The organism is uncultured Roseovarius sp., from assembly GCF_947489715.1.
In the GTDB taxonomy this organism is placed as follows: Bacteria; Pseudomonadota; Alphaproteobacteria; order Rhodobacterales; family Rhodobacteraceae; genus Roseovarius.
Map to the genome: position 1 here is coordinate 740813 of NZ_CANLER010000002.1, position 24126 is coordinate 764938.

Sequence of the window (24126 nt, forward strand, 5' to 3'; positions counted from 1 at the left end):
ATCCTGTCTTCATCCCATGCTACCGTGTCAGGGGCGTGCCGCAAACACAGCCCAAGGTCTCATTCCGAGGTGCGGCAATGCTGGTCGAGAATGGGCGCGTGATCCGCCTGCGCGATCGTGCCTTCGGCCCGCAGCATCAGGTCATCGAACCGACCCTCGATGAATTGCAAGAAGGCTTCGGTGTTGGTTTGTTCAACCGGGGCCAAGGCAAGGGCATGCAGCATGAAGACATCGAAACGGCACAGCCCCGCGGGGTTTGACTGCAAAAGCCCCTGCATGAAGATCGGCGAATCCCACGGTATGTGGCGCAGGTTGATTGGAAATTCTTCGAGTTTGGAAACGAAAGCTGAGTTGCGGTCAAAATGCAGAATGTCTATCCCGAAGGTGAAAGACTGATACAGCTCTTCAATCAGGATCGAAGCAAAGAAGCGCTGCTCAAGCTGGGATAGCGGCACCAATAACGGCTGTTTGACCAGCAGATGTGTGGCCCGACCGTTGCGACCAAAAAACGTCTGGGCCTGTGCCGGGGACAGGATGAATTGTTCGCGATCATGCGGTAGGCCGATGTCAAAAACCCGGTCAATGCGGCGCAGGTCGTTATTGAAGGCACGGTGCGGTATCAGGCCGGAATAGAGCCTTAAATAGACAATGCGCCCCGTACCGCAGGCCGCTAAATCCGTACCGCCAAACCGCATCGGCATTGGCTTGTTGAATATTTCTGCGACCAGCCCCGAGAAGGCATCAAGGACGCGGCGGGTTTGCGGGTGTGGCGGTTCACCGACAATACAGAGGGCGGCGCCTGCCATGTCCTGACTGTTGATCCGGATGACCGGCGGCGTCACCCCTGGCCGTGTCATGGCGGAGCGGAGCTGATAGACCCACCCCTTGCGCGCCAGTTCCAGAAACTGATCACGATCAGCATGTGCTTGTGCCCCCGAAGCGGCGATCAGCAGAAAAACAATGGCACATCGCAAAATTTTGCGCATCAAAACATCCCGAAACAGCTAGGGCTGAACTAGCCCAAAGGTCTTGCAAGTCCAATTATGCGCCAGTGCACGGTTTCGGGAAAGAGATTTGCACACAGCACTGTCGTGCCGGTCGATGTAGGCGAAAACCTCGACGACCAGTTGGGACAAATGTCGAGGTTCGTGAAAAGCGGCGTGTCAGGTATTCTGGAGACGATCTGACGGCGTCAGAAAGGAATTTACAGCGGTTTAAGGCGGAATAGAGACGAAATCTATACTTGCACTGATATACCTACTACCGAAAATCGGGGGAATGAGATGACAATGTTTCATGATGGAAACCGCAAGCTTCAGGATGCTTATGGCGGCAGGGCGGTCGCCGACCGCATCGTTGACATGGTCGAATCTTCTGAAATCAATGATGAGTTTCGCGATTTCATTCACGCCTGCCCGTTTTTCTTTCTTGCAAGTGCTGCCCATGAAAGCACTGATTGTTCGTTCAAAGGAGGTGCGCCGGGCTTTGTGCGCGTGACTGGACCTCGCCAGCTGATATTCCCGGACTACGATGGCAACCGTATGTATAAATCCCTTGGGAATATCGTCGAGAACCCGAATGTTGGGCTTTTGTTTATGAATTTTGGCGCTGAAGAAGGGCAAGGCGCGCTTTTCCTGCGGGTTCGGATCAATGGACGCGCAAGCGTGCATGACGCGCATGAGGCGCTTGCAACCTATCCCGGTGCGCATCGTATCGTTGAGGTCGCGGTGGAACATATTTATCCAAACTGCCCTCGGTATGTGCCCGAAATGCAGATGGTGGCACCATCTCGTCATATCCCTGTGGACGACCGGAAACAGCCAACCCCGGAATGGAAGAAGATTCCGCCAATCGCCGAATTGCTTTGAGTCTGACCTTCACACCGCAATAATCAACGGCCTGCTGTGAGCGATGGGAAGCCGGTGATCAGATGCCTTAGCCCAAGGGTTGCACCGGCAAATATCGCGGCGAAGGTGATCGGGGCGCTGAGCGCCATAACAGAAAACGCCGAAATCCCTTGGCCGATGGTGCAGCCAAGCGCCAGAACCGCACCGAAACCCATGCAGATGGCACCGATGATCTGGCGTTTCAGCTCGCGTGGATCTTCGCAGGCCTCCCAGCGGAAATGTCCCTTGATGATGCTGCCGCAAAACGCGCCGGCCAATACGCCGAAGACCGATCCTACGCCGAAGCTGAGGCCGCCGCCGCTGGAGGTCATGAGGAACAGCAGTGTTTCCCCAAGGGGCGCGGTGAAAGTGTGGCTGAGTACGGGTGTTATGCTGAAACGTTCAGCGCTGATCCAGTATGTACCAGCCCAGCCGCTGGCGATGGCGAGACCAACGAGTGCGCCCCAGACAACCGGACCGGGACGGGCACGAATGCTGCGGCTTGCAAGGGCGGCAAGAATGATTGCAAGGCTGATCAATAGTCCGGCGCCTATGGTTGAAAGGCCAGTGACCGAGCCCAGTAGGGATGCGTAATCGCGGGTTCCAGGTGGCATCGAGGTTGCGGTGATCAGTTGGATACGCAGTCCTGCCAGCGCGCCAGACTGCATGAAATAGGCCGAAATGCCCATCACCAATACGATCACGAATGAGCGCAGATCGCCGCCGCCAAAACGGGCCAGTGCGCCGAAGCCGCAATTCCCGGCCAGGGACATGCCATAGCCGAACAGCAAGCCGCCGACGATGCTGGCGACGGGTGAAAACGGCAGCAGGTGGTAAAGCGTTCTGGACAGATCAAGCGCGTCCGCCGCGGCCAGCGAGAACGTCGCCAGTCCGGCGACACCGATCGCCAGAAACCACATGCGCAGGCGGATATCGCTGCCTTGGTAAAGGTAATCCTCGATCGCGCCTAGGGTGCAGAAACGCCCCAGCCGGGCCGCGAGGCCCAGAACCGCACCGCCGAGAAAGCCGAAGAGCGCGACGAGCGTTGTATCGGATAGCACGTCAAACATCTTCTTCCTCCGTATCGTTGGGGTTAACCCTTGCCTCTGGCTGACCTAGTGGTCCTTGCAGAAAAGATCATACACCACTTCGAGCACTCTGACCGCACGTGTGTCAGACAGGCTGTAATAGATCGCCTTGCCTTCGCGTCGCGGCTGCACCAGCCCTTCGCTGCGCAGGCGTGACAGTTGTTGCGACACGGCGGCCTGCCGCGAGGATAAAAGCTCCTCCAGCTCGGTTACGGATTTTTCGCCGCTGGCCAGATGACAGAGGATCATCAACCGGCCTTCGTGGCTGATCGCCTTGAGGAAATTTGACGCCTCGCAGGCGTTTTTCATCATCCGCGTGATTTCCGCGTCGGACATGTCGTTGGTGATGACGGGCAGAGACATAAGGCAATCTTATCCGGGTTGGTCCAAGCATGCTTTATCCCGGCATGCAGTTTCGGGGCAATGGTGGGTGTTGGTCGATGCGTGGCGGATTTTATGATAAGACGACCGCATCAGTTTGAAACCCGTGTTGCTTCGGGATGATCCTTGAGAAGCTTATCGAGGAGAAACCAGAAGAATTCGTCACCTGCATAGCCTTCGAGCCGACCCAGTTCCCGGCCCTGATCGACCAGAACGAAGGTTGGCGTAAAGACCGGTGGCGAAGAAAAGGCGATATCCGCTGGCAGATCGCGCAAGTCCACGCGGCGCAAAGGCGCGCGCTTGCCCTCGGACGTGTTGGGGTAGGCCGGGGCGATTTCGGCATCCCAGCGTTCACACCAATGGCAGCCGTCCTGTTCGACCATCACCAGTTCGGTCGCCAGTACATGCGTGGCCGCAAGGCAGCTCAGGGCGGTGGCGATCAGGGCTGTTCGCAGGGTCTGCATCGGTGCTCCATTGACGGGCGTGTCATCTCAAAATATTCTCAAACTGGAATATGTTCAAGCTTCACGAGGCCCCTTCATGCTGGATGTCACGATTCTGAGCGCAATCGCGGGGGGGCTGATCGTGTTTTTCTCGCCCTGCGTGTTGCCGATCGTACCATTCTACCTGAGCTATATGGCGGGCGCGTCGATGGGTGAGATCAGCGGCGATGGCACCCTGGCAGCGGGGGTGCGTCGGCGGGCGTTTCTGGCGTCGGTGATGTTTTCGCTGGGAATCATAACCGTATTCGTGCTGCTGGGCGCGGCGGCCTACGGGCTGAGCCAGGCATTCCGGTCGATGCAGACCGAGTTTCGTCTGGGGGCGGCGTTGATCGTCTTTGTGATGGGGCTGCATTTTCTGGGGGTGATCCGCATCGGATTTCTGAACCGTGCCTTTCAGGTTGAGGCGGGCGAGACCCGGAACATGTCGGTCATGGGTGCCTATCTGGTCGGCTTGGCCTTTGCCGCCGGATGGACGCCCTGTGTCGGCGGGGTGCTGACGGCGGTGGTGTTTACCGCCAGCACCGAGGCGACGGCGCTGCGCGGACTGATGTTGCTGATCGTTTTTGGCGTGGCGATGACAGCGCCTTTCGTGGTGGCATCGCTTTTCATAGGGCCGTTCCTGAAATTCGCGGCGCGGTTTCGCAGGCATTTGCCTAAGGTCGAAAAGGCCATGGGCGCGCTGCTGATCCTGTTTGCGCTGCTGATTGCCACTGATAGTGTGAATTATATCGCCCAATGGATGCTTCGTGCTTTCCCGGCATTCCAGAACATTTGAGAGGAGACCCGTCATGTTACGGAAACTGATATCGTTGCTGGCGCTGATCTGCGCGCCGATGCTGGCCGCCGCGGTCGAGATGGGCGATGACGGCTTGCACAAGACCGATTGGATGCGCGATACGTTCAAGGATCTGCGCGAGGATTTGACCGAGGCCAATGACGAAGGCAAACGCCTGGCGCTGATCTTTGAACAGCGCGGCTGCATCTATTGCACCAAGATGCACAACGAGGTTTTCCCCCGCGACGAGATTGCCAGCTACATCAGGGATAATTTCTTTGTCGTGCAGCTGAACCTTTACGGCGATACCGAGGTGACCGATTTCGATGGCGAGATTCTGACCGAGAAACAGGCGGCACAGAAATGGGGATTATTGTTCACCCCGTCGATTCTGTTCCTGCCGGAAGAGGTGCCCGAAGGACAGACCGCACAGCAGGCTGCGGTAGCCTTGATGCCGGGCGCCTTTGGTGCCGGCACCACAATCGACATGTTTACCTGGGTCAACGAGAAACGGTATGAGCTTGATAACGGGGAGGATTTTCAGCGTTATCACGCCCGTCGTATCCAGGAGCGCGATAACGGATCGTTTGATTGAGCGCCGGTATTTGGGGTTAATAAATTCGGATTTGCGAATTTAATCTTGCCCGCTCACGATTACGTGTCTTATGATATAACAAAAATTGAATATGTACCGGGAGGACGCATGCGAACAAGAATGACATTGGCCCTGGCCTTTGCGGTGTCGGCAGGGATGGCGACAGCCGCCGAGATTCCGCCGACAGGCGTGAGTTACGAAGACGGCGCGGTTGCGGCATCACTCAGCGGGACGCCCGGAAACGTGGATGAAGGCCGCAAGATCGTCGGTAGCAAGAAGCTGGGCAATTGCGTGGCCTGCCACGCGGTCAGCGATCTGGCGGATGTGCCGTTTCACGGTGAAATCGGGCCACCGCTGGACGGCGCCGCCGATCGTTGGAGTGAGGCCGAGCTGCGGGGCATCGTGGCGAATGCCAAAATGATGTTCGACGGCACGATGATGCCGTCTTTCTATAAGACCGAAGGGTTCATCCGGCCCGGCAAGGCCTATACCGGCAAGGCTGCGGATGACACGTTTGGCCCACTTCTGTCTGCCCAGCAGATCGAGGACGTGGTGGCCTATCTGTCGACCCTCAAAGAATAACTTCCCGGTAACGTGGGACCAAGTTTCAGGAGCTTCAATATGGAACTGACAAGACGAAACGCCATGATCATGGGGGCCGGTGTCCTTGTGACATTCGGGCTGCCAATGTCTGCCACGGCAGCGGGTGAAGATCAGATCGCCGCCTTTACCGGTGGTGCCGAGATGGGCGACAGCGGTATCACCCTGACCGCCCCGGAGATCGCGGAAAACGGCAACACCGTCCCGATCGAAGTATCGGCCCCCGGTGCCGCCGAAATCATGGTGCTGGCGCTTGGCAATCCGACACCCAGCGTGGCGACATTCAAGTTCGGGCCACTGGCGGCTTCGCAGGACGCCTCGACCCGTATCCGCCTGGCGGGCACGCAGGAAGTGGTGGCGATTGCGAAGATGGCGGATGGATCATTTGCCAAGGCATCAAGCACCGTCAAAGTCACAATCGGCGGCTGCGGCGGCTAAGCTAATCAAGGAGATTACAACATGGCAAAAGGTGTAAAACCCCGCGTCAAAGTGCCCAAGACAGCAGCCGCTGGCGATACGATCACGATCAAGACGCTGATCAGCCACAAGATGGAAAGCGGCCAGCGCAAGGACAAAGAGGGCAACGTTATCCCGCGCTCGATCATCAACCGGTTCACCTGTGAGTTCAACGGTGAGAAGGTGGTGGATGTGACGATGGAGCCGGCGATTTCGACAAACCCGTATTTCGAGTTCGAAGCCAAGGTGCCCGAAGCCGGCGAGTTCAAGTTCACTTGGTATGACGACGATGGTTCGGTCTATGAAACGGCCAAGTCGATCGCTGTCGAATAAGCGCCGGCGTTCAGGGAGGAATAGATGAATAAATATAATAAGATAGCGACTCTGGTCGGCGTCTGGGCTTTGTCGTCGAGTGCGGCAATGGCCGGCCCTGCGGATGATACGCTGGTGCTGAACGAAGAAACCGAAATGGTGACGCGCACCGCCGCGCCAGCGCATCTTTCCGATGTGATGGACGAGGTGATTTCTGGCTGGCATTTCCGCGGCGTCGAAACCCGCGCGATGCAGGCGGATGATTTCGACAATCCCGGCATGATCTTTGTCGAACAGGCCCAGGAAGCCTGGGATACCGCCGATGGGTCCGAGGGGAAATCCTGCGCGTCCTGTCACGACGGAACCGAGTCGATGGCAGGCGTCAAGGCGGTCTATCCCAAGTGGAACGAGGCGGCCGGAGCGGTCCGCACGCTTGAGATGCAGATCAATGACTGCCGGGAAACCCGCATGGGCGCAGAGGCCTGGGATTATACCGGCGGCACGATGCAGAACATGGTGGCACTGATTGCCTCGGTGTCGCGGGGGATGCCTGTCAACGTGGCCATTGACGGCCCGGCGCAGTCGACCTGGGAACAGGGCAAGGAGCTGTATTACACCCGGACCGGTCAGCTGGAGATGAGCTGTGCCAATTGCCATGAAGACAATTATGGCAACATGATCCGGGCGGACCACCTGAGCCAGGGCCAGATCAACGGCTTTCCGGTCTATCGTCTGAAAAACACCAAGCTGAATTCGGTGCATGCCCGGTTCAAGGGCTGTGTGCGGGATACACGGGCCGAGACCTATAAGCCCGGCAGCCCCGAGTTCATCGCGCTGGAGCTTTATGTCGCGTCCCGCGGCAACGGCCTGTCGGTCGAAGGGCCGTCAATTCGTAACTGACAAACTGCCCCGCGCCGGATCATCGGTGCGGGGTTTTGTTTACCTGAAAACATTCAAAAAACCGCATGTGATTGCGGTGAGGACAGCAAACCATGATCTCGCGGCGTGATTTTCTTCAGACCAGCATGGCGGCCACGGCCATTCTGGGTGCTTCCAGTTATGGCGAATGGGGCCGGTTGGCGGCGCAGCAGGCGCTGACACAGGATCAGCTGTTGCAGTTCGAGACATTCGGCAACGTGTCACTGATCCACGTGACCGATATCCATGCCCAGATGAAGCCGATCTTTTTCCGAGAGCCGTCGATCAATATCGGTGTTGGCGACAACAAGGGTCATGTGCCGCATGTCACCGGGGCCGATTTCCGCAAGCTTTACGGCATCGAAGATGGCAGCCCGTCGCATTATGCGCTGACATCGGGTGATTTCACGGCGCTGGCGAAAGGGTATGGCCGTGTTGGTGGGCTGGATCGGGTGGCAACAGTGATCAATGCCATCCGCGCAGAGCGTCCCGATGCGCTGTTGCTGGATGGCGGCGATACTTGGCACGGCAGCTATACCTGCTATCACACCGAAGGTCAGGACATGGTCAACGTGATGAACGCGCTTGGGCCCGATGCGATGACCTTCCATTGGGAATTCACCCTTGGATCCGAACGGGTGAATGAGATCGTCGAAGGGCTGCCCTTTGCCGCGCTGGGGCAGAATATCTTTGATGCCGAGTGGGATGAGCCAGCCGAGCTGTTCCCGCCCTACAAATTCTTCGAACGCGGCGGCGTCAAGATCGCGGTGATCGGGCAGGCTTTCCCGTACATGCCCATCGCCAATCCCGGCTGGATGTTCCCGGAATACGCTTTTGGCATCCGTGACGAACACATGCAGGAAATGGTCAATGAGGTCCGCAGCCAGGGCGCGGAGCTGGTGGTGTGCCTCAGTCATAACGGGTTTGACGTCGACAAGAAGATGGCGGGCATCGTGACCGGTATCGACGTGATCCTGTCGGGCCATACCCATGATGCCCTGCCCGAACCCGTGCTGGTGGGCGATACGATCATCGTCGCATCGGGCAGTAACGGCAAATTCGTCAGCCGTGTCGATCTGGATGTGCGTGATGGCCGGATGATGGGGTTTCGCCACAAGCTGATCCCGATCTTTTCGGACGTAATTGCACCCGATGCCGAAATGTCGGCCCTGATTGACGAACAGCGCGCGCCCTATCTGGATCAGCTCAGCGAAGTGATTGGCCAGACCGACAGCCTGCTTTACCGGCGGGGCAATTTCAACGGCACCTGGGATGACCTGATCTGTGACGCGCTGATTTCCGAACGCGAGGCGGATATCGCGTTGAGCCCTGGTGTCCGCTGGGGGCCGTCGATCCTGCCCGGGCAGGGCATCACCCGTGAGGATATCTGGAACGTCACCTCGATGACCTATGGCGCGGCCTACCGTACCGGGATGACCGGGGAGTTTCTGCATGTGGTGCTGGAGGATGTGGCGGATAACCTCTTTAACCCGGATCCCTACTACCAGCAGGGCGGTGACATGGTGCGCACCGGCGGGCTGGGCTATCGCATCGACATCACCAAACCGCAGGGCAGCCGGATCACCGATCTGGTTCTGCTGAAAACCGGTGAGGCGATCGACCCGGCCAAAACCTATCAGGTGGCGGGCTGGGCCTCGGTCAATGAAGGGACCGAAGGACCGATGATCTGGGATGTGGTGGAAAACCACATTCGCAATCGGGGTACGGTGTCGGTTGATCCCAATAACAGCGTTCAGGTCGTTGGCGCGTGACGCCCGGCTGAAAGGAGGTATGGAGCATGTCGAAGATTTCCAAAGACACCCCTACATCGCGGCGCGCGTTTCTGCGCGGGGCGGCGGCAGCCGGTGTCGGTGCGGTGGCCGCGGGCGGTGCGCGGTCTGCCACGCCCGATCCGCTGATCACCGAAGTGCAGCCCTGGGCCTCGGGCCTGGGTGAAGGCGTTGACGCCACGCCCTATGGCTTGCCGATCGAGTTTGAAAGCGATGTGATCCGGCGCAATGTCGAATGGCTGACCGCCGACACGATAAGCTCGATCAATTTCACGCCGATCCACGCGCTGGATGGCACGATCACGCCGCAGGGCTGCGCGTTTGAGCGTCATCACTCGGGTGCGATCGAGCTGCGCAAGGAAGATTACCGGCTGATGATCAACGGTATGGTGGGTCAGCCGCTGGTTTTCACCTATGCCGATCTGGAGCGATTCCCGCGCGAAAACCATGTCTATTTCTGCGAATGTGCCGCCAATACCGGGATGGAATGGGCCGGCGCGCAGCTGAATGGCGCGCAATTCACTCACGGCATGATCCACAACATGGAATATACCGGCGTGCCGTTGCGCACGCTGCTGGAAGAAGCCGGGTACGATACAGCGGGCAAATGGGTCTATTTCGAAGGGGCCGATGCCAGTTCGAACGGGCGGTCGATTCCGATGGAAAAGGCGCTGGACGATGTGCTGGTCGCGTTCAAGGCCAATGGCGAAGCGCTGCGCAAGGAACATGGCTATCCGGTGCGGCTGGTCGTGCCGGGCTGGGAAGGCAATATGTGGGTCAAATGGCTGCGCCGCATCGAGGTGATGGACCGGCCCGTGGAAAGCCGGGAAGAGACCAGCAAGTACACCGACACGCTGGCCGATGGCACCAGCCGCAAATGGACCTGGGAGATGGATGCGAAATCGGTCGTGACCTCGCCCAGCCCGCAAGCGCCGATTGCCCACGGGCCCGGCCCGCTGGTCATTACCGGGCTTGCGTGGTCGGGGCGCGGGGCGATCACGCGCGTCGATGTCTCGAAGGACGGCGGCAAGAGCTGGGAGACGGCGCGCCTTGCCAAACCCGGTGAGAAAATGGCGCTGAGCCGGTTCTATCTGGATACCGACTGGAATGGTGAAGAGATGCTGCTGCAATCGCGCGCAATGGACGAGACCGGGTATGTGCAGCCGACCAAGGCACAGCTGCGCGAGGTGCGCGGGTTGAACTCGATTTATCACAATAATTGCATTCAGACCTGGTGGGTCAAAGCCAATGGAGAGGCTGAAAATGTCGAAGTTTCCTAAGCTTGTTCTGATGGCAGCCCTTGCGATGGCCACGGTGCCCGTCTGGGCTGAAACCTATGGCATTGGCCGCCCGGCCCTGCCCGAAGAAATTGCCGCCTGGGATCTGGACGTGCATCCCGATGGCACCGGCCTGCCGCCGGGATCGGGATCTGTCGAAGACGGTGAGGCCCTGTTCGCCGATTATTGCGCGATCTGTCACGGCGACTTTGCCGAGGGTGTCGATAACTGGCCCAAGCTTGCCGGTGGGGACGGGACGCTGGCGGATGAGGATCCGCTGAAAACCGTTGGCAGCTATTGGCCTTATCTGTCGACCACTTGGGACTATGTCCACCGCTCGATGCCGTTTGGAAATGCTCAGACGCTGACCGATGATGAGGTTTATGCGATTGTCGCCTATATTCTCTATTCCAACTATCTGGTGGATGAGGATTTCGTGCTGAGTAACGAAAGCTTTGCCGAGATCGAGTTGCCTAATGCCGATGGGTTCATCATCGATGACCGCGCCGCGACCGAATACGCGCAGTGGACCGGGGAACCTTGCATGAGCGACTGCAAGGAGAATGTCGAAATCACCATGCGCGCATTGGTTCTGGACGTGACGCCGGAAGAGACCAAGGCACGCAAGGTCAAGCAGCTGGTGAACGCCACCAACCCGCGCAACGCGACCGCGCAGGACAAGGTTGCCGTGGTTGTTGAAGCCCCTGCCGAAGACGAGCCAGCGGCAGAAGAGGCCACCGCGGAGCTTGCAATGCCTGATCCGGAGATGGTCGCCGCGGGCGAAAAACTGTTCAAGAAGTGCAAGGCCTGCCACCAGGTGGGCGACGGGGCCAAAAACAGGTCCGGTCCGCAGTTGAACGGGATTGTCGGCCGGGCAGCGGGCGCCGTAGAGGATTTCAAATATTCCAAGCCGCTCAAGGCCAAGGCCGAGGAAGGGCTGGTATGGGACGCGGAGGCGCTGAGCGCGTTTCTGGCCAAGCCGAAGACCTATATCAAGGGCACCAAGATGAGCTTTGCCGGATTCAAGAAAGAAGGCGACCTGGAGGCGATCATCGCCTATCTGTCGACCTTTCCCGACTAGACGTGCGTTCTGGCGCCAAAATACTGACGCTTGTGCTGCTTTTGGCAAACCCGGTTGTGGCGCAACAATTGGGCGATCCGGATGCCGGCGCAGAGATCTTTTCCAAGTGCAAAGGATGTCATCAGCTAGGAGAGGGGGCGTCGGACGGGATCGGGCCGCATCTTAACGGCATTTTCGGACGGCGGGCGGCGGTGCATGACGGGTTTGCCTATTCAAAATCCATGCAACGTGCGGGCACGGACGGGCTGATCTGGACAGCGGAAACGCTTGATGCTTACGTTGAAAACCCGCGCTCGCTTGTGTCCAAGACCCGGATGAGCTTTCGCGGGCTGAAAGACCCAAAAGACAGGGCGGACCTGCTGGCCTACCTGCGGGTCTATTCGGATGACCCGGCAAATATCCCCGAAGCCGAGCCTACGGCCACCGGCACGGATCATGATCTTGATCCAGCCATTCTGGCGTTGGAGGGCGATCCGGAATATGGTGAATACCTTGCGACCGAATGCCTGACCTGCCACCAGTCGGACGGGACGGCACAGGGCATCCCGTCGATCACCCGCTGGCCGGAAGAAGATTTCGTGGTGGCCATGCACGCCTACAAGAACAAGCTGCGCCTGCATCCGGTGATGCAGATGATGGCCGGGAGATTATCAAACGAGGAGATTGCCGCGCTGGCGGCCTATTTTATTAATCTGGAATAACAAGCGAACTGGGAGGAAAAACAAATGAAATTCAATAGACGTACTTTTCTGGGAACCGGTGTTGCCGCCGCGGCCGCAGTGTCGGCGCCTGCGGTGTTGGCGGACGGCCATGGCAAGCCGCGCGTGGTCGTTATTGGCGGCGGTGCGGGCGGGGCCACCGTGGCCCGATATATCGCCAAGGATAGCGAGGGCGCGATCGCGGTGACATTGGTCGAACCCACGCGCACCTATTTCTCGTGCTTTTTTTCCAACCTTTACCTGGGTGGCTTCAAAGAGATCGACGATATCGGTCACACCTACGGCACGCTGGCGGCGAAGTACGGCATCAATGTCGTGCATGACTGGGCGGTCGATGTGGACCGTGACGCTAGGACCGTTTCGTTGGCCGGCGGCGGCAGCCTGTCCTATGACAAACTGATCCTCAGCCCCGGTATCGACTTTGTTGAGGGCAGCGTGGAAGGCTGGTCCATTGAGGCGCAGAACGCCATGCCGCACGCCTACAAGGCCGGGTCGCAGACCGAGCTGCTGAAGGCGCAGATCATGGCAATGCCCGAAGGTGGCACCTTTGCGATGGTAGCCCCGCCCAACCCCTACCGGTGCCCGCCCGGACCTTACGAGCGCGTGTCGATGGTGGCGCATCTGCTGAAAACCAACAACCCCACGGCCAAGATCATCATTGCCGACCCCAAGCCGAAATTCTCGAAAATGGGCCTGTTCCAGGAAGGTTGGGGTGATCACTATGCCGGTATGGTCGATTGGATCGGCGAGGAATTCGGCGGCGGCAATGTCTCGGTCGATCCGGCAGCGATGACGGTGACGATTGACGGCGAAGAAACCAAGGTTGGTGCCTGCAACGTGATCCCCGCGATGAAAGCGGGCCGGATAGCCGATATGGCGGGCGTGAGCGATGGTAACTGGGTACCGGTCAATGCCGTTGACATGTCCAGCAAGGCCGATGCGGATGTCCATGTTCTGGGCGATTCAGCGGCACAGGGCGACATGCCGAAGTCGGGGTTCGCAGCCAATTCGCAGGCCAAGGTCTGTGCCAATGCGGTGCGCGGGGCACTGACCGGCTCCAAGGTATTTCCGGCTAAGTTCAGCAACACCTGCTGGTCCCTGATCGGCACGGATAACGGCGTCAAGGTTGGCGCCACCTACGAAGCGACCCCCGAGAAGATCGCCAAGGTCGACGGTTTCATTTCGCAAACCGGCGAAGATAGCACGACCCGCAAGGCGACCTACGAGGAATCCGAAGGCTGGTATGCGGGAATAACCGCCGACATGTTCGGATAGGGCAGGTATCGACGGGCCTGATCCAGATCATGGCCCGCCGGACTGTTCGCTGGTTCACTGGGTCCGGAAAGAGGAGGTCGTCATGAAGATGCGTTTATTTCTGGGGGCCATGGCCCTTGCCGCCGGCCCGGGTTTTGCCGCCGATCAGGCGGTGACACATAGTTTTGACGGCAGTTTTGAAGATGCCGCCTTTGCCGTTGAAAGCGCCATAATCGGGCGGGGGCTGGTGATTGATTACGTCAGCCACACGGGCGAAATGCTGAACCGTACGGCAGCCGACGTGGGCAGCGACAAGGTGTTATTCGAAGAGGCGGATATCTTCCTGTTCTGCTCGGCGCAATTGTCGCGCAAGGTGATGGAGGCCGACCCGATGAACCTGGCGCATTGCCCTTACGGTGTGTTCGTCGCTGAAAGGGAGGGCGCGGTGATGATCGGTTACCGCCAGTATCCCGAAGGTCCGATGCAGGAGGTGCAGGCGCTTCTGGAAGAGATTGTGCAGGAGGCGCTGGAATAGCCGGGGCCTTGAGCAAGGTCAAAGACGGCCCGCCCCCCTGTTGCTAGCCATCTGCCAACATGGATTGGGCTGCGGATGATCGAGATACTTCTTGACCGGTATGGCGACGGCGCGGTGCTGATGATGGCAGGCGCGCTGGTCGGAGTGGTCTTTGGTGCGGCCGCCCAGCATTCCCGATTTTGCCTGCGGTCCGCGACGATCGAGGTCAGTAACGGTCGTATGGGACCAAGGTTGGCGGTCTGGTTGCTGGCCTTTTTCACGGCAGCCTTGGTTGTTCAAGGATCCATAACCTCGGGATGGTTGGATGTATCGCAGGCCCGGCAGCTTGCCGCTCAAGGAAGCCTTTCCGGCGCGATAATCGGTGGACTGCTGTTTGGGGCTGGCATGATCCTGGCGCGCGGTTGTGCCAGTCGGTTGCTTGTCCTGTCTGCCACGGGGAACTTGCGGGCGATCGTTACGGGGCTTGTGTTAACACTTGTCGCGCAGGCATCGTTGCGGGGTGTGTTGGCACCTCTGCGTGAGGAACTTGCAACACTTTGGACGGTTTCCGGCGGCAATTCGCGTAGTTTGTCCGAGCTTTTGGGTCTGACAAGCGGGGATGGTGCTCTGCTGGCATTGATGGCGTTGGGGACCGTCTCCATTTTGGCCAGGGTTGCGCGCGTCGAACCCAGTAAGATTTTAGCGGCGGCGATGGTTGGCGCGGCTGTCGGGATGGGATGGGTGATTACCTACGCCATCGCGCAAAGTTCTTTCGAACTGGTGCCGATTTCATCAATCACATTCACCGGGCCTTCTACCGATACTTTGATGGGTTTGATCAACCAGCCAAACTTGCCTCTGGGGTTTGGTGTTGGCTTGGTGCCGGGTGTATTCGTGGGTTCAGGCCTTATGGCGCTTGCAACGCATGAAGCCCGTATCGAACGATTTGGTCCCGATACCCCGATGGAACGCTATCTGGTTGGTGCAGCCTTCATGGGCTTCGGCAGCATGCTGGCCGGGGGCTGCGCCGTGGGCGCGGGCATGTCCGGTGGCGCGATCCTTTCATTGACCGCCTGGATCGCCGTTTTCTGCATGTGGGTCGGCGCCGTCGTCACGCACCGGCTGATCGGCATGATGCGATCGGCGCCGGTGACGTCCTGACGAACAATTATTCAGCCGGTTGCAGGGCCGGGGTAGAGGCCATTACCCGGTCTGTCAGCAGGGCTCCGGCTGCGATAGAGCCAAGCGCGAGAATGGCCGAGATGCTCAGCATCGAAACGCCCGAAAGTCCGGCCCCAACGGTGCAGCCCCCAGCCAGCACGCCGCCCATGCCCATCAATACCGCACCACCGGCATAGCGGAGCGTCTGGGGTGCGGTTTCGAAACTGGCAAAGGACAGTTCCTTGCGCGCCAGGCCCGACAGGAATGCGCCACCAAACACGCCGCCGATAAGCCCAACGCCAAAGCCCGCAGGGATCGAGGTAGAGGCAACTGTCCAGAACAGGCTGTCGGCCCATGTCGAGGTGAAGGCCAGAGATTGAACTGGCAGCGGATCAAACTCGTCCATCAGCAACCAGCCGGTTCCCAGCCAGCCGGCGACCACCAGAAGGCCGATGAGCGCGGCCAAAGTCGCGTGCCAGAAACGGGGCTGCAAGCGCATGATTGCGACAGCCAATGCGATAACCGCCAAGGCCGCCCAGATCGTCGCACCGCCGGGCAAAGCCGCCAGGGTTCCGATGCCGGTATCGGCGGTAACAGACCCAAGGCTAACCCGGATCGGCGCCAGAACGCCCTTGAGGGTCGCATGGGCAGTGATGGCGAAAACAACGAGTATGGTCAGCGCGCGCAAATTCCCGGTTGCGCCCAAAACCGTCAGGCGGCTGACACATCCACGGGTCAGCACCATGCCTGCGCCAAAAGCCAGTCCGCCCACAACAATTGCAAGGACCGGAACGTCGGTCGCCATCAGCCTGTGGTCCGAGAGGTCGATCCACCCGGCAAGACCGGCCAGCGTGGTTCCGGCAATCGCCGCGGCCAAAGCCGTCAGCCAGGTGCCAAGCGCCGCGCGGCGGTCCGGCCCCGCGACCAGCCCGCGCCGCAGGCAAAAGCGGCTGATCTGCGCGGCGACACCAAAAGCCAGTCCCAGCGCAAGACCAAGGAGCAGATGCGCTGTTTGCGCGTCGAATGGCAGCTCGTAGAGTTCGAACAACATGGCGGACTGATCCCCGGTGAGTTGGCAGATCGTCCTTACATCGGCATTTGACCCTACAGGTCAAGGGGGGGCACGAGGGACGCCTTCCCGCTTGTGATCGACATAGGGGAATAACGTTCCAGACATTTCCGAATAACTGGCAGGTACTTACCGGGATCGTTCCAAAATACCCGATAGTGGCCCTAATTTCACCGGATCATTCGAATTCCATCTGCTCGTAGACCCGGCCCGCATTCTTGGTGGCCAACTCTTCGAACGTGTCCAGATGGGCGTAGGGGGATTGATCCACGTAATAGGCATCGGCCAGATCGCCGCCATTTTCCAAGTGTTCGCCTATCTTGCCCCGCAGATATTCCAGATACCCCTTGGTGTAGCGGCGCACCTGAGCCATGTTCGTCGGGTGACCGTGCCCGGGAATGACATAGGTGGCATTCAGGGCTTCGAATTCGGTATTCCATGTTTCAAGCCAATCGGCAGTATACGTGTCTGCGAAAATCGGCAACATGCGCTCGTGAAAGGCCATGTCGCCGGAAATCACCAGGCTTTGTTCTGGCAGCCAGATGACGATATCGCCGGGGCTGTGGGCGGGACCCAGATGGCGGGCCTCGATGCGGAAAACGCCCATTTCGACGATGTATTCGTCGGCGAAAGTTTCGGTCGGGCCTTGGACAAACGTACCTTCTGCCTGATCGCGATTATAGCGTTTCATCCCTTCAAGGATGGTGCCGCCATATTCTTCGACCTCGTGGGCTGCATCTTCGTGAGCGATGATCGGCACACCCAGTTCCGCCCAGTAGGAATTGCCAAGCATGGCGTGGCCCTGGCCGTTTTCATTGAAGACCAGTTTGATCGGCTGATCCGTAATCGCCCGGATTTCGTCATGCAGTGCCTTGGCTAATCCATAGGCCGCACCGCCGTTGATTACCACCACGCCCTCGCCAGTGACGATGAAACTCAGGTTGTTGTTATGGCCGGCGTTTTCGTATGTGGGTGGCGCCGTCGCGCCGATTGCCGAGAATACACCCGGGATCACCTCGACCGGTTTGTCATAGAGCATCGAGCCCGGGTATTTGTCGGCAATATCTTCGCTTGCATGGGCGAAAGTCGTCAAAGAGAGCAGACAGATAATCCAGCGCATCACATATCCTCCGTCACGAAACGATAGGCGCTATCCTTGCGCTCTACCCGCCCGATGCCGCCGTCGGGCAGATGAAAACCGATCAGGGTCATCTGATCCTGCGCAAGCTGATCCAGAAGCCGGTGCCGTGTTTTCGCCCCCGTCTCTTTGTCCTGATCCGCGCCGCTGTCCCAATCCGGACGTTCGAAGGCGACGTGGTGGTTGCCGATCGCATCGCCCCCGACCAACACCGATTGACTGCCCGAGCGTAATTCAAACGACATGTGGCCGGGCGTGTGGCCAAAGCTTTCATGCGCCATGATTCCGGGCAGAATTTCCTGACCCGCGGTGAAAAAATCGCAATGCTCTTCGATTGCCTCAAGCCGCCGTGCCGTGCCGACCGCCATGGAGGCACGGGCGTCGCCGATGGTGCCGACCGTTTCCGGATCCCGCCAGTAATCCCATTCGAGTTGGCCGATCAGATGGGCGGCGTCGGGAAACACCGGGTCATCAAAATCGTCCAGAACACCCCAAAGATGGTCGGGGTGCCCATGGGTGAACACAACATGGGTCACGTCCTCGGGCGCGATGCCCAGGCCTTCGAGGTTGCCCAGCAAAGCACCCGCAGACGGCATGAACCCCGGGCCGGAGCCCGCATCGAAGAGTACGGTCCTGTCTTCATGCTGCAGCACCGTGACATTGCAGGGTGGCGTAAGCTGGTCGGTCGGCATATCGTGCCGTTCGAGGATTTCGGTAACTTCGTCCTGGGGCAATCTATCAAAAAAAAACGCGGTGGGTAAAACAAGGTTGCCATCGCTGACGCTTGACACACGCATGTCGCCAAAGGTCAGTTGACTTGCCGCAGCCATTTGCGCAGGCACCCCGACTACCGAAGTTGCCCCCAATCCGGCTAGAAGCATTCGACGGCTTAACAGCATTTCGCATCCTACAACTTATTCATATATTGGAATATGATCGCGAAAGCTGCCAAAATGCAAGCGCTTATGGCGCGGTTTCCGCAATAATGCCGGTGCGCGCTGATTATTCGGTTGCGGTAACCGGTATATGGTAACTCAAGCCGGTTGTCAGACCGGTTCTTTGGGCTTTGTTCTCTGCGACCGGCCGGGAGTGCCGCGATAGATCATCTCGGCCGTATCATTGTGGGAATGTTCTTCGGCCCGTGTTTGCAGCGCGCCATGATGCGGAGATTTGGTGCACACCGGATCAGTGGCAGCTGCGTCTCCGACAAGTGCCATTGCCTGACAGCGACAGCCGCCAAAATCCTTTAGCTTGTTTTCGCAGCTTTGACAGGGCTCCTGCATCCAGTCGGTGCCGCGATAGGTGTTAAACGCCTCGCCCTCGTACCAGATTTCATGCAAGGATTTTTCACGCACATTATCAAATTTTAGATGTGGGATCGTCTGTGCGGCATGGCAGGGCAAGACCTGCCCATCGGGCGAGACGTTGAGTCCGGTTGTGCCCCAGCCGCCCATGCATCGCTTGGGGAAATCAGAATGATAATCAGCCGGCACATAGTCGATCACAAGCGTGCCTTTAAGCCGGGTTCGCGACTCTTTTACGATGCGATCAGCCTCACGGGCCTGTTCGGGCGTGGGCATCAGGGCATCACGGTTTTTCAAGGCCCAGCCGTGGAATTGCACCGTCGCCACCTCGATCCGGCGCGCGCCCATTTCGACGGCCATTTCCAGGGCGCGGGGCAGCTGATGCAGATTGCGGCGGTGCAAGACCGCGTTAAGCGTCAAAGGGAAGCCGATTTCACCGATCCAGCGGGCGACCTGCATCTTGCGATCGAAACCACCCTTGTAGCCGCCGATCTGGTCGGCCATCATTGCATCTGTGCCTTGCAGCGACAGTTGGACATGATCCAAGCCGGCTTCATCCAGTGCTTTAAGGCGTTTTTCTGTCAGTCCGATGCCCGAGGTGATGAGGTTGGTATAAAGACCTGCCTCGCGCGCTGCGGTGACAAGTTCAAGCAGATCGCGACGGCTGGCTGGTTCTCCGCCTGATAAGTGCAATTGAAGCACGCCCAATCGACCGGCCTGCTGAAAGATATCGCGCCATTGATCGGTATCGAGCTCCCGGTCCTGCAAAGCAAGTTCGACCGGATTCGAACAATAAGGACAGGATAAGGGACAGCGATGAGTCAATTCGGCCAGCATGGCGATCGGGGGCTGAACGGTCATGTCTGCACCTCCAGAAAGCGGCGCCCCTGCAAGGCGCTCAGAAATCCGGCAGAATCTTTGGCAATCTGTTCAGCCGGTGCGTTGTATTTGGCCGAAAGCGTCTCGGTTATTGCCTGAAACGTGCGGTTTCCGTCAATCTCAGACAGGATTGCGTGACCGATTGGGTCAAGCGTGAGCGCGCGTTCAGGTGCTAGTAAAACCCAATTGTCACGCACCTTGTCGAAATGCACGCGCACGCCGCGGGGCAGGTAGGGGATATCGGATGGATCAATCACGAGACTTTGGCCAATGTGGTCTGATCGCCGGGTATCCAGGCTCCTGGCGGAATGCGTGCGGGTGTGACGTAGGCGGCATAAAGCGCATCCAGTTGCGACCAGAGAACATCGGTCTTGAAGATCAGTGCACCTGCAGCGGCATCCTGTTTTTCCTGCGTATCTGCATGGTCGAGAACCCATTGCAGGCCAAAGGCTACATCCTTCGGGGCCTCTTTCAGGCGATTGCGGAAATAGCTGAGGCTCCGATCATCGGCAAAATCGTAATTCTTCAGCAATCCTGCAATACGGTCCTTGTGGATTTTCGGCGCAAATAGTTCGGTCAGAGAGGCAGCAACAGCCTCTAGCAGAGATTTGTCACGAACATAGCGAACGTAGGCATCGACGGCGAACTTGGTTGCAGGCAAAACACCTTCGGTCGATGCAACATAATCAGGATCAAGGCCAACCGCTTCTGCCAGACGCAACCAACGACGGATACCCCCTTCGTTGCTGTCAGTGCCGTCATGGTCTTCGATCCGAGATCGCCAGATGCGGCGTAGCTTAGAATCCTCGACACGGGACATGAAGGCAGCATCTTTCATCGGAATGGAATGTTGGTAATAGTAGCGATTAATGACCCAGGCGCGAACTTGATCGGGGGTGCATCTACCCCCATGCAACAGGTCATGAAACGGGTGCTTATCGTGATAACGCTCTGCGCCGATCTGGCGTAGCCGGGCTTCGAAATCAGCGTGAGACTGTGTCATGGTACGATTTCCATTCCGTCTTGACCAATGATCCAGCCGGCGGCTTCGGCGGTGCGGCGTTCTTGAGAATCTGGCCGTAGAACGGGGTTTGTATTGTTCATGTGGACGAAGACCTTTTTTGCAACGTCCAAATCGGTAAAGGCGCTGATCGACCCATCATTACCGAACATCGACATATGGCCCATACGTTTTCCAGTTTTCTTTCCCAATCCGGCTTGAATCATCTCCTCATCTTGCCAGAGTGTCCCATCGAAAAAGACCAATCCCGCGCCTTTCAACCGCTCGCGCAGATCGTCATTCAATGTAGCGCAACCCGGGATATAAAAGGCATCCTTGCCCTTGGTGCTAAGATGCACCCCGACTGTCTGTTCACCCATCATTTCGGTGTCGACATTTTCACCCTCAAGATAAAGTGGGACTTTTCCCGGTACAGGGAAAAGCTCGGCCATAAGGTCGGGAGCGATCTCGACAGTTTGATCCAGAGAGATCGTCCGTCGTGTCACAACAGAAGTGTTGAGGGCAGCAAAGATCGGGTTCTGGTCCAGTACTTCGTGGATGCCGGCCGTGGCGTAGATTGTGAAGGGCTGCATCTCACGCAGTGTCAAAAGCCCAGCAACGTGGTCGATATCACCATTTGTCAGAAGAACTGATCGCAACGGCAATTCGCGCAAACCTGTAGGATGCAGATCCGAGCAATCGACGAATTGCTGACGAATGTCGGGTGAAGCATTGAGCACTGCCCAGTCTAAACCGTTGGCTGTAAATGCTACCGAAGATTGGGTTTGTGGTGGGATTTTGCCCAAGCGGGCCAAGTTGCAGTTATTGCAACCGCAGTTCCATTGGGGCAGACCACCGCCAGCAGCTGCCCCAAGAATTCGGGCGCGGAAATTCATCAAAGCCTCCGCGCTATTTCATGATCAGAAAAGTACGCCGTCGTCGCCGCCGTCTGGTCCATACATGTTGATTTCCATACCGCATTCGATTTCGCGGAGTGTAGGTTTGGTCCAAGCCATTGTTGCGCTCCTTTGAGTTTTGATTCCATCAACTGGGATACTCCTAGTATTTTCGAATCTTTCATGGGGGTCAAAACTTATAATCTAAGAAAAAATAAAAATCTCAATATTACAATGTTTTACGTTATTTCTGGTGGCGTGCCATCCAAAGTAAAACCACGGTTTCTGAGAGTTTTGATGTCGAACCCGAAATCACCTAAGGGATCGAGCTTCTTGCGCAGATACCCGACATAGACATCAACCACGTTTTCCGAACTCGCGCCCTCGCCCGCCCACAGGGATTGAAACAGATCGGAACGGGAAAGCACATCGCCTGGATGACTTGCCAATTGATGCAGAAGTGCAAACTCGCGTTCAGTCAGCGTAACCTGTCGCATGGCGTTTGAAACTGTCCAACTGGCAGCTTCGATCCGGCTGCATGAATCCGGGCGGGCGCGACGTTCCTGAACCTTCAGCCGGGCTACAAGTTCGTCAAAGGAAAAGGGTTTGACGATGTAATCATCGGCACCTGCCTCCAACCCGTTCGCGCGGTCCTCCACCTCGGATAGGGCGCTGAGCATCAGGATTGGAATGGTGATGCCAGACTTGCGTACGTCACGAACAAGATCAATCCCGCTATCTGCTCCGATCATGACATCGACGATTGCTGCGCTTAGCCCTTCTTGACGAAATTGTTCCATAGCGGCATCCGGGTGGTTTTTGCTGACCGTGTCATAGCCATGTAGTGCCAAGCCACGCGCAAGTGCCGAGGTGATCTCGGGATCATCATCGACAATCAGGATGCGCGGGGAAGTTTCAGTCATTGTCAAAGGTTAGTCCTGCGCCAATGGGATGCAAACCGTGACTTTGGTACCGGGTGCATCGCCCAGCTTGTCATCATCGCTCAAGGGACTTTTTATCGAGATGGTGCCATTTTGCTGGTCGACAACCCATTTGGCCAGCGCCAATCCGATCCCGAATCCTTCGGATTTGGCAGAACTGTCTCCTTGTTGAAACCTTTCAAAGATTTTCGCTTGGGCAGCGGGGGCAATACCGGGGCCGTTATCGGCGATTGAGACACAGGCGCAGCTTTCATGTGCTTCACAACTGATGGATAGCCGGCCACCGGACCGGGCGTGTCGGATCGCATTCTGGATCAACCCTGTCAGTACCTGCCTGATCCAATTTTTGTCGCCGATCACCTGCATTGTTGATTGTGGTGAGTGGCTTACTTCAAGATTGGCGTTACAAAGTTCGGCGTTGGTGTCGGAAAGCGCTTGGTTCACAATTTCAGTCAGGTCGAAGGGCTCGGATTCCAGAGCGAGTTGCCCGGATTCTGACCTGGCGATACGCAGCAAATCATCTATGCGCCGGTTCAGACGCAAAGCACGGTTCTGTATAGTTTCAAAAGATGTTTTAGCGTTTTGCGTACCTTTAAGCCCCAATTGCGTTTCCATCAGGATTACGGTCAGTGGCGTGCGCAATTCATGGCTGATGTCGGCAAAGAACCGGCGCCTGTCCTCGTCGATTTTTGCCAGGGATGCGTTCGCTTGATGCAGAGCCTCGGTTCGTTCAGAGATGGTGTCATTCAGTTTTGCCCATTCCTGATCCACCTCGTCTTTGCGAGTGGCCAGCGCATGGGTCATGCGATTTGTCTCTCCAAACAAGCGGCCGATTTCATCATGCTGGTTATCAGGTAGCGTAACAGTGAAATCCCCCTGACCGATTTGGCGCGCGGCAGCTTGTAGCTGATCTAAACGACGAAATTGTGGGCGGATCAAAAGCAAATAGAAAGAGACCAAGAGCAATAAAGTCACTACCGAAATAGCCATCGCCATAGATGTAAGTGATCGCCGCAATTCGGCTACACTGGCGATGATCTTGTCCCGGGCGCGCACTTCATCGGTGATAACAGCGTTTAGCAGCGGATCGAACCCGATTGAGAACGTGTCGATAAACCCTACCAGTTTTTCGCGATTTGTTGTGTCGGCCAGAAAGCCGTTGCGGCTTGATTCGAACAACGCTTCCATTCGGGCGATGCCAATACTTTGGGTTGCGCGGCGCGATTGTTCGTCAATGCCCAGGGCACGCGCTTCCTCAACGGCGGTTTCAAGATCTGAACGAATTCGGGCGAAGGTGTTCCGAATATTGTCAGACAGATTGTTTAACCGGGACGCGCGCGCCTCCGGGGGCAAGCCAGATTGAATGGCTTCGGCTGCAACAACGATAAAGCTGGAAATTTGCGTCGATAAAACGGCGTAGCGATCAATGCGGCGTTCCGCAGCAAGGGTGGCGTTAATTCGTGCCGATAGCTTGTCGCTGCCAAACACCGTCATGCCAGCAGCCATTAACGCCACCAATCCCAACAGCCCGGCACCAAAGCCGAATTTTAGTTTCAAAGAGGCCTTGGCAGGAAACATTACGCGCCTTT

The 24126-nt window shown here is 57.7% G+C and carries 28 protein-coding genes; 14 read left to right on the forward strand and 14 right to left on the reverse strand.

Annotation, left to right across the window (positions count from 1 at the left end; translation table 11 throughout):
• Positions 1-59: 59 nt before the first annotated feature.
• On the reverse strand, positions 60-986 hold the full coding sequence (locus Q1B27_RS09270; RefSeq protein WP_299846705.1) for a hypothetical protein: 927 nt from the start codon (positions 984-986) through the stop codon (positions 60-62).
• A gap of 297 nt (positions 987-1283) precedes the next feature.
• Here Q1B27_RS09270 and Q1B27_RS09275 point away from each other — a divergent pair, with 297 nt between their 5' ends.
• A complete protein-coding gene (locus Q1B27_RS09275) occupies positions 1284-1868 on the forward strand; it encodes a pyridoxamine 5'-phosphate oxidase family protein (protein WP_299846707.1) in 585 nt (194 codons plus the stop codon).
• A 23-nt stretch (positions 1869-1891) separates the two neighbouring features.
• Here the strand turns inward: Q1B27_RS09275 and Q1B27_RS09280 are convergent, their stop codons facing one another.
• From Q1B27_RS09280 to Q1B27_RS09290, 3 genes are all read right to left on the reverse strand, one after another.
• Complete coding sequence (locus Q1B27_RS09280) at positions 1892-2956, reverse strand: YeeE/YedE family protein (protein ID WP_299846709.1); 1065 nt, start codon at positions 2954-2956, stop codon at positions 1892-1894.
• A 45-nt stretch (positions 2957-3001) separates the two neighbouring features.
• The gene (locus tag Q1B27_RS09285) at positions 3002-3337 is read right to left on the reverse strand and encodes a helix-turn-helix transcriptional regulator (protein WP_299846711.1); all 336 of its coding nucleotides are present in this window, start codon (positions 3335-3337) and stop codon (positions 3002-3004) included.
• Positions 3338-3447: 110 nt separating this feature from the next.
• Positions 3448-3819 (reverse strand): hypothetical protein, encoded by a 372-nt coding sequence (locus Q1B27_RS09290; protein WP_299846713.1) that lies wholly within the window; start codon positions 3817-3819, stop codon positions 3448-3450.
• Between the two features lie 76 nt (positions 3820-3895).
• Here Q1B27_RS09290 and Q1B27_RS09295 point away from each other — a divergent pair, with 76 nt between their 5' ends.
• The 13 genes from Q1B27_RS09295 to Q1B27_RS09355 all read left to right on the forward strand — a co-directional run bounded on the left by Q1B27_RS09295 (position 3896) and on the right by Q1B27_RS09355 (position 15310).
• Entirely contained in the window at positions 3896-4633 is a 738-nt protein-coding gene (locus tag Q1B27_RS09295; RefSeq protein WP_299846715.1) for a cytochrome c biogenesis protein CcdA, read from the forward strand.
• 13 nt (positions 4634-4646) lie between these two features.
• A complete protein-coding gene (locus Q1B27_RS09300; protein WP_299846717.1) occupies positions 4647-5228 on the forward strand; it encodes a thioredoxin family protein in 582 nt (193 codons plus the stop codon).
• 120 nt (positions 5229-5348) lie between these two features.
• Positions 5349-5810, forward strand: coding sequence for a sulfur oxidation c-type cytochrome SoxX (gene soxX, locus Q1B27_RS09305; protein ID WP_299846719.1), 462 nt, complete (start codon positions 5349-5351; stop codon positions 5808-5810).
• Between the two features lie 39 nt (positions 5811-5849).
• Positions 5850-6266 carry a thiosulfate oxidation carrier protein SoxY gene (gene soxY / locus Q1B27_RS09310; RefSeq protein ID WP_299846721.1) on the forward strand — a complete coding sequence of 139 codons (417 nt, stop codon included), beginning with the start codon at positions 5850-5852 and terminating at the stop codon, positions 6264-6266.
• Between the two features lie 21 nt (positions 6267-6287).
• Positions 6288-6617, forward strand: coding sequence for a thiosulfate oxidation carrier complex protein SoxZ (gene soxZ, locus Q1B27_RS09315; RefSeq protein WP_299846722.1), 330 nt, complete (start codon positions 6288-6290; stop codon positions 6615-6617).
• Positions 6618-6641: 24 nt separating this feature from the next.
• Positions 6642-7496 (forward strand): sulfur oxidation c-type cytochrome SoxA, encoded by an 855-nt coding sequence (gene soxA / locus Q1B27_RS09320; RefSeq protein ID WP_299846724.1) that lies wholly within the window; start codon positions 6642-6644, stop codon positions 7494-7496.
• Positions 7497-7588: 92 nt separating this feature from the next.
• Entirely contained in the window at positions 7589-9286 is a 1698-nt protein-coding gene (soxB, locus tag Q1B27_RS09325; RefSeq protein ID WP_299846726.1) for a thiosulfohydrolase SoxB, read from the forward strand.
• A 26-nt stretch (positions 9287-9312) separates the two neighbouring features.
• The gene (soxC, locus tag Q1B27_RS09330; protein ID WP_299846728.1) at positions 9313-10584 is read left to right on the forward strand and encodes a sulfite dehydrogenase; all 1272 of its coding nucleotides are present in this window, start codon (positions 9313-9315) and stop codon (positions 10582-10584) included.
• Positions 10568-11662, forward strand: a complete 1095-nt coding sequence (locus Q1B27_RS09335) for a c-type cytochrome (protein ID WP_299846730.1) — start codon at positions 10568-10570, stop codon at positions 11660-11662. Before soxC ends, Q1B27_RS09335 begins: the two co-directional genes overlap by 17 nt.
• Positions 11663-11664: 2 nt before the next feature.
• The gene (locus Q1B27_RS09340; RefSeq protein WP_299846732.1) at positions 11665-12363 is read left to right on the forward strand and encodes a c-type cytochrome; all 699 of its coding nucleotides are present in this window, start codon (positions 11665-11667) and stop codon (positions 12361-12363) included.
• 24 nt (positions 12364-12387) lie between these two features.
• A complete protein-coding gene (locus Q1B27_RS09345; protein ID WP_299846734.1) occupies positions 12388-13656 on the forward strand; it encodes an NAD(P)/FAD-dependent oxidoreductase in 1269 nt (422 codons plus the stop codon).
• An 82-nt stretch (positions 13657-13738) separates the two neighbouring features.
• A complete protein-coding gene (locus tag Q1B27_RS09350; RefSeq protein WP_299846736.1) occupies positions 13739-14170 on the forward strand; it encodes a DUF302 domain-containing protein in 432 nt (143 codons plus the stop codon).
• 75 nt (positions 14171-14245) lie between these two features.
• The gene (locus Q1B27_RS09355) at positions 14246-15310 is read left to right on the forward strand and encodes a YeeE/YedE family protein (RefSeq protein WP_299846738.1); all 1065 of its coding nucleotides are present in this window, start codon (positions 14246-14248) and stop codon (positions 15308-15310) included.
• Between the two features lie 7 nt (positions 15311-15317).
• On the opposite strand, the gene Q1B27_RS09360 is transcribed toward Q1B27_RS09355, so the two are convergent.
• The 10 genes from Q1B27_RS09360 to Q1B27_RS09405 form a co-directional block, all read right to left on the reverse strand.
• Positions 15318-16361: a YeeE/YedE family protein gene (locus Q1B27_RS09360; protein ID WP_299846739.1), complete on the reverse strand. Its 1044-nt coding sequence runs from the start codon at positions 16359-16361 to the stop codon at positions 15318-15320.
• A 196-nt stretch (positions 16362-16557) separates the two neighbouring features.
• Positions 16558-17499: an MBL fold metallo-hydrolase gene (locus Q1B27_RS09365; RefSeq protein WP_299846741.1), complete on the reverse strand. Its 942-nt coding sequence runs from the start codon at positions 17497-17499 to the stop codon at positions 16558-16560.
• Positions 17499-18347 (reverse strand): MBL fold metallo-hydrolase, encoded by an 849-nt coding sequence (locus Q1B27_RS09370; RefSeq protein ID WP_299846743.1) that lies wholly within the window; start codon positions 18345-18347, stop codon positions 17499-17501. The genes Q1B27_RS09365 and Q1B27_RS09370 overlap by 1 nt, the downstream gene beginning before the upstream one ends.
• 216 nt (positions 18348-18563) lie before the next feature.
• Positions 18564-19682: a pyrroloquinoline quinone biosynthesis protein PqqE gene (gene pqqE, locus Q1B27_RS09375; RefSeq protein WP_299846745.1), complete on the reverse strand. Its 1119-nt coding sequence runs from the start codon at positions 19680-19682 to the stop codon at positions 18564-18566.
• On the reverse strand, positions 19679-19957 hold the full coding sequence (pqqD, locus tag Q1B27_RS09380; RefSeq protein ID WP_299846747.1) for a pyrroloquinoline quinone biosynthesis peptide chaperone PqqD: 279 nt from the start codon (positions 19955-19957) through the stop codon (positions 19679-19681). The genes pqqE and pqqD overlap by 4 nt, the downstream gene beginning before the upstream one ends.
• Positions 19954-20703, reverse strand: a complete 750-nt coding sequence (gene pqqC / locus Q1B27_RS09385; RefSeq protein WP_299846749.1) for a pyrroloquinoline-quinone synthase PqqC — start codon at positions 20701-20703, stop codon at positions 19954-19956. The genes pqqD and pqqC overlap by 4 nt, the downstream gene beginning before the upstream one ends.
• On the reverse strand, positions 20700-21596 hold the full coding sequence (gene pqqB / locus Q1B27_RS09390; RefSeq protein WP_299846751.1) for a pyrroloquinoline quinone biosynthesis protein PqqB: 897 nt from the start codon (positions 21594-21596) through the stop codon (positions 20700-20702). The genes pqqC and pqqB overlap by 4 nt, the downstream gene beginning before the upstream one ends.
• 24 nt (positions 21597-21620) lie before the next feature.
• Positions 21621-21716 (reverse strand): pyrroloquinoline quinone precursor peptide PqqA, encoded by a 96-nt coding sequence (gene pqqA / locus Q1B27_RS09395; protein ID WP_299846753.1) that lies wholly within the window; start codon positions 21714-21716, stop codon positions 21621-21623.
• A gap of 119 nt (positions 21717-21835) precedes the next feature.
• Positions 21836-22519, reverse strand: a complete 684-nt coding sequence (locus tag Q1B27_RS09400) for a response regulator transcription factor (protein ID WP_299846755.1) — start codon at positions 22517-22519, stop codon at positions 21836-21838.
• Between the two features lie 9 nt (positions 22520-22528).
• Positions 22529-24115, reverse strand: coding sequence for an ATP-binding protein (locus tag Q1B27_RS09405; protein ID WP_299846757.1), 1587 nt, complete (start codon positions 24113-24115; stop codon positions 22529-22531).
• Between the last annotated feature and the right edge of the window lie 11 nt (positions 24116-24126).

Excerpts from the sequence above, each read along its gene's own strand:
- Q1B27_RS09270 (WP_299846705.1), bottom strand. The coding sequence starts at position 986 with ATGCGCAAAATTTTGCGATGTGCCATTGTTTTTCTGCTGATCGCCGCT.
- Q1B27_RS09275 (WP_299846707.1), top strand. The coding sequence starts at position 1,284 with ATGACAATGTTTCATGATGGAAACCGCAAGCTTCAGGATGCTTATGGC.
- Q1B27_RS09280 (WP_299846709.1), bottom strand. The coding sequence starts at position 2,956 with ATGTTTGACGTGCTATCCGATACAACGCTCGTCGCGCTCTTCGGCTTT.
- Q1B27_RS09285 (WP_299846711.1), bottom strand. The coding sequence starts at position 3,337 with ATGTCTCTGCCCGTCATCACCAACGACATGTCCGACGCGGAAATCACG.
- Q1B27_RS09290 (WP_299846713.1), bottom strand. The coding sequence starts at position 3,819 with ATGCAGACCCTGCGAACAGCCCTGATCGCCACCGCCCTGAGCTGCCTT.
- Q1B27_RS09295 (WP_299846715.1), top strand. The coding sequence starts at position 3,896 with ATGCTGGATGTCACGATTCTGAGCGCAATCGCGGGGGGGCTGATCGTG.
- Q1B27_RS09300 (WP_299846717.1), top strand. The coding sequence starts at position 4,647 with ATGTTACGGAAACTGATATCGTTGCTGGCGCTGATCTGCGCGCCGATG.
- soxX (WP_299846719.1), top strand. The coding sequence starts at position 5,349 with ATGACATTGGCCCTGGCCTTTGCGGTGTCGGCAGGGATGGCGACAGCC.
- soxY (WP_299846721.1), top strand. The coding sequence starts at position 5,850 with ATGGAACTGACAAGACGAAACGCCATGATCATGGGGGCCGGTGTCCTT.
- soxZ (WP_299846722.1), top strand. The coding sequence starts at position 6,288 with ATGGCAAAAGGTGTAAAACCCCGCGTCAAAGTGCCCAAGACAGCAGCC.
- soxA (WP_299846724.1), top strand. The coding sequence starts at position 6,642 with ATGAATAAATATAATAAGATAGCGACTCTGGTCGGCGTCTGGGCTTTG.
- soxB (WP_299846726.1), top strand. The coding sequence starts at position 7,589 with ATGATCTCGCGGCGTGATTTTCTTCAGACCAGCATGGCGGCCACGGCC.
- soxC (WP_299846728.1), top strand. The coding sequence starts at position 9,313 with ATGTCGAAGATTTCCAAAGACACCCCTACATCGCGGCGCGCGTTTCTG.
- Q1B27_RS09335 (WP_299846730.1), top strand. The coding sequence starts at position 10,568 with ATGTCGAAGTTTCCTAAGCTTGTTCTGATGGCAGCCCTTGCGATGGCC.
- Q1B27_RS09345 (WP_299846734.1), top strand. The coding sequence starts at position 12,388 with ATGAAATTCAATAGACGTACTTTTCTGGGAACCGGTGTTGCCGCCGCG.
- Q1B27_RS09350 (WP_299846736.1), top strand. The coding sequence starts at position 13,739 with ATGAAGATGCGTTTATTTCTGGGGGCCATGGCCCTTGCCGCCGGCCCG.
- Q1B27_RS09355 (WP_299846738.1), top strand. The coding sequence starts at position 14,246 with ATGATCGAGATACTTCTTGACCGGTATGGCGACGGCGCGGTGCTGATG.
- Q1B27_RS09360 (WP_299846739.1), bottom strand. The coding sequence starts at position 16,361 with ATGTTGTTCGAACTCTACGAGCTGCCATTCGACGCGCAAACAGCGCAT.
- Q1B27_RS09365 (WP_299846741.1), bottom strand. The coding sequence starts at position 17,499 with ATGCGCTGGATTATCTGTCTGCTCTCTTTGACGACTTTCGCCCATGCA.
- Q1B27_RS09370 (WP_299846743.1), bottom strand. The coding sequence starts at position 18,347 with ATGGCTGCGGCAAGTCAACTGACCTTTGGCGACATGCGTGTGTCAAGC.
- pqqE (WP_299846745.1), bottom strand. The coding sequence starts at position 19,682 with ATGACCGTTCAGCCCCCGATCGCCATGCTGGCCGAATTGACTCATCGC.
- pqqC (WP_299846749.1), bottom strand. The coding sequence starts at position 20,703 with ATGACACAGTCTCACGCTGATTTCGAAGCCCGGCTACGCCAGATCGGC.
- pqqB (WP_299846751.1), bottom strand. The coding sequence starts at position 21,596 with ATGAATTTCCGCGCCCGAATTCTTGGGGCAGCTGCTGGCGGTGGTCTG.
- pqqA (WP_299846753.1), bottom strand. The coding sequence starts at position 21,716 with ATGGCTTGGACCAAACCTACACTCCGCGAAATCGAATGCGGTATGGAA.
- Q1B27_RS09400 (WP_299846755.1), bottom strand. The coding sequence starts at position 22,519 with ATGACTGAAACTTCCCCGCGCATCCTGATTGTCGATGATGATCCCGAG.
- Q1B27_RS09405 (WP_299846757.1), bottom strand. The coding sequence starts at position 24,115 with ATGTTTCCTGCCAAGGCCTCTTTGAAACTAAAATTCGGCTTTGGTGCC.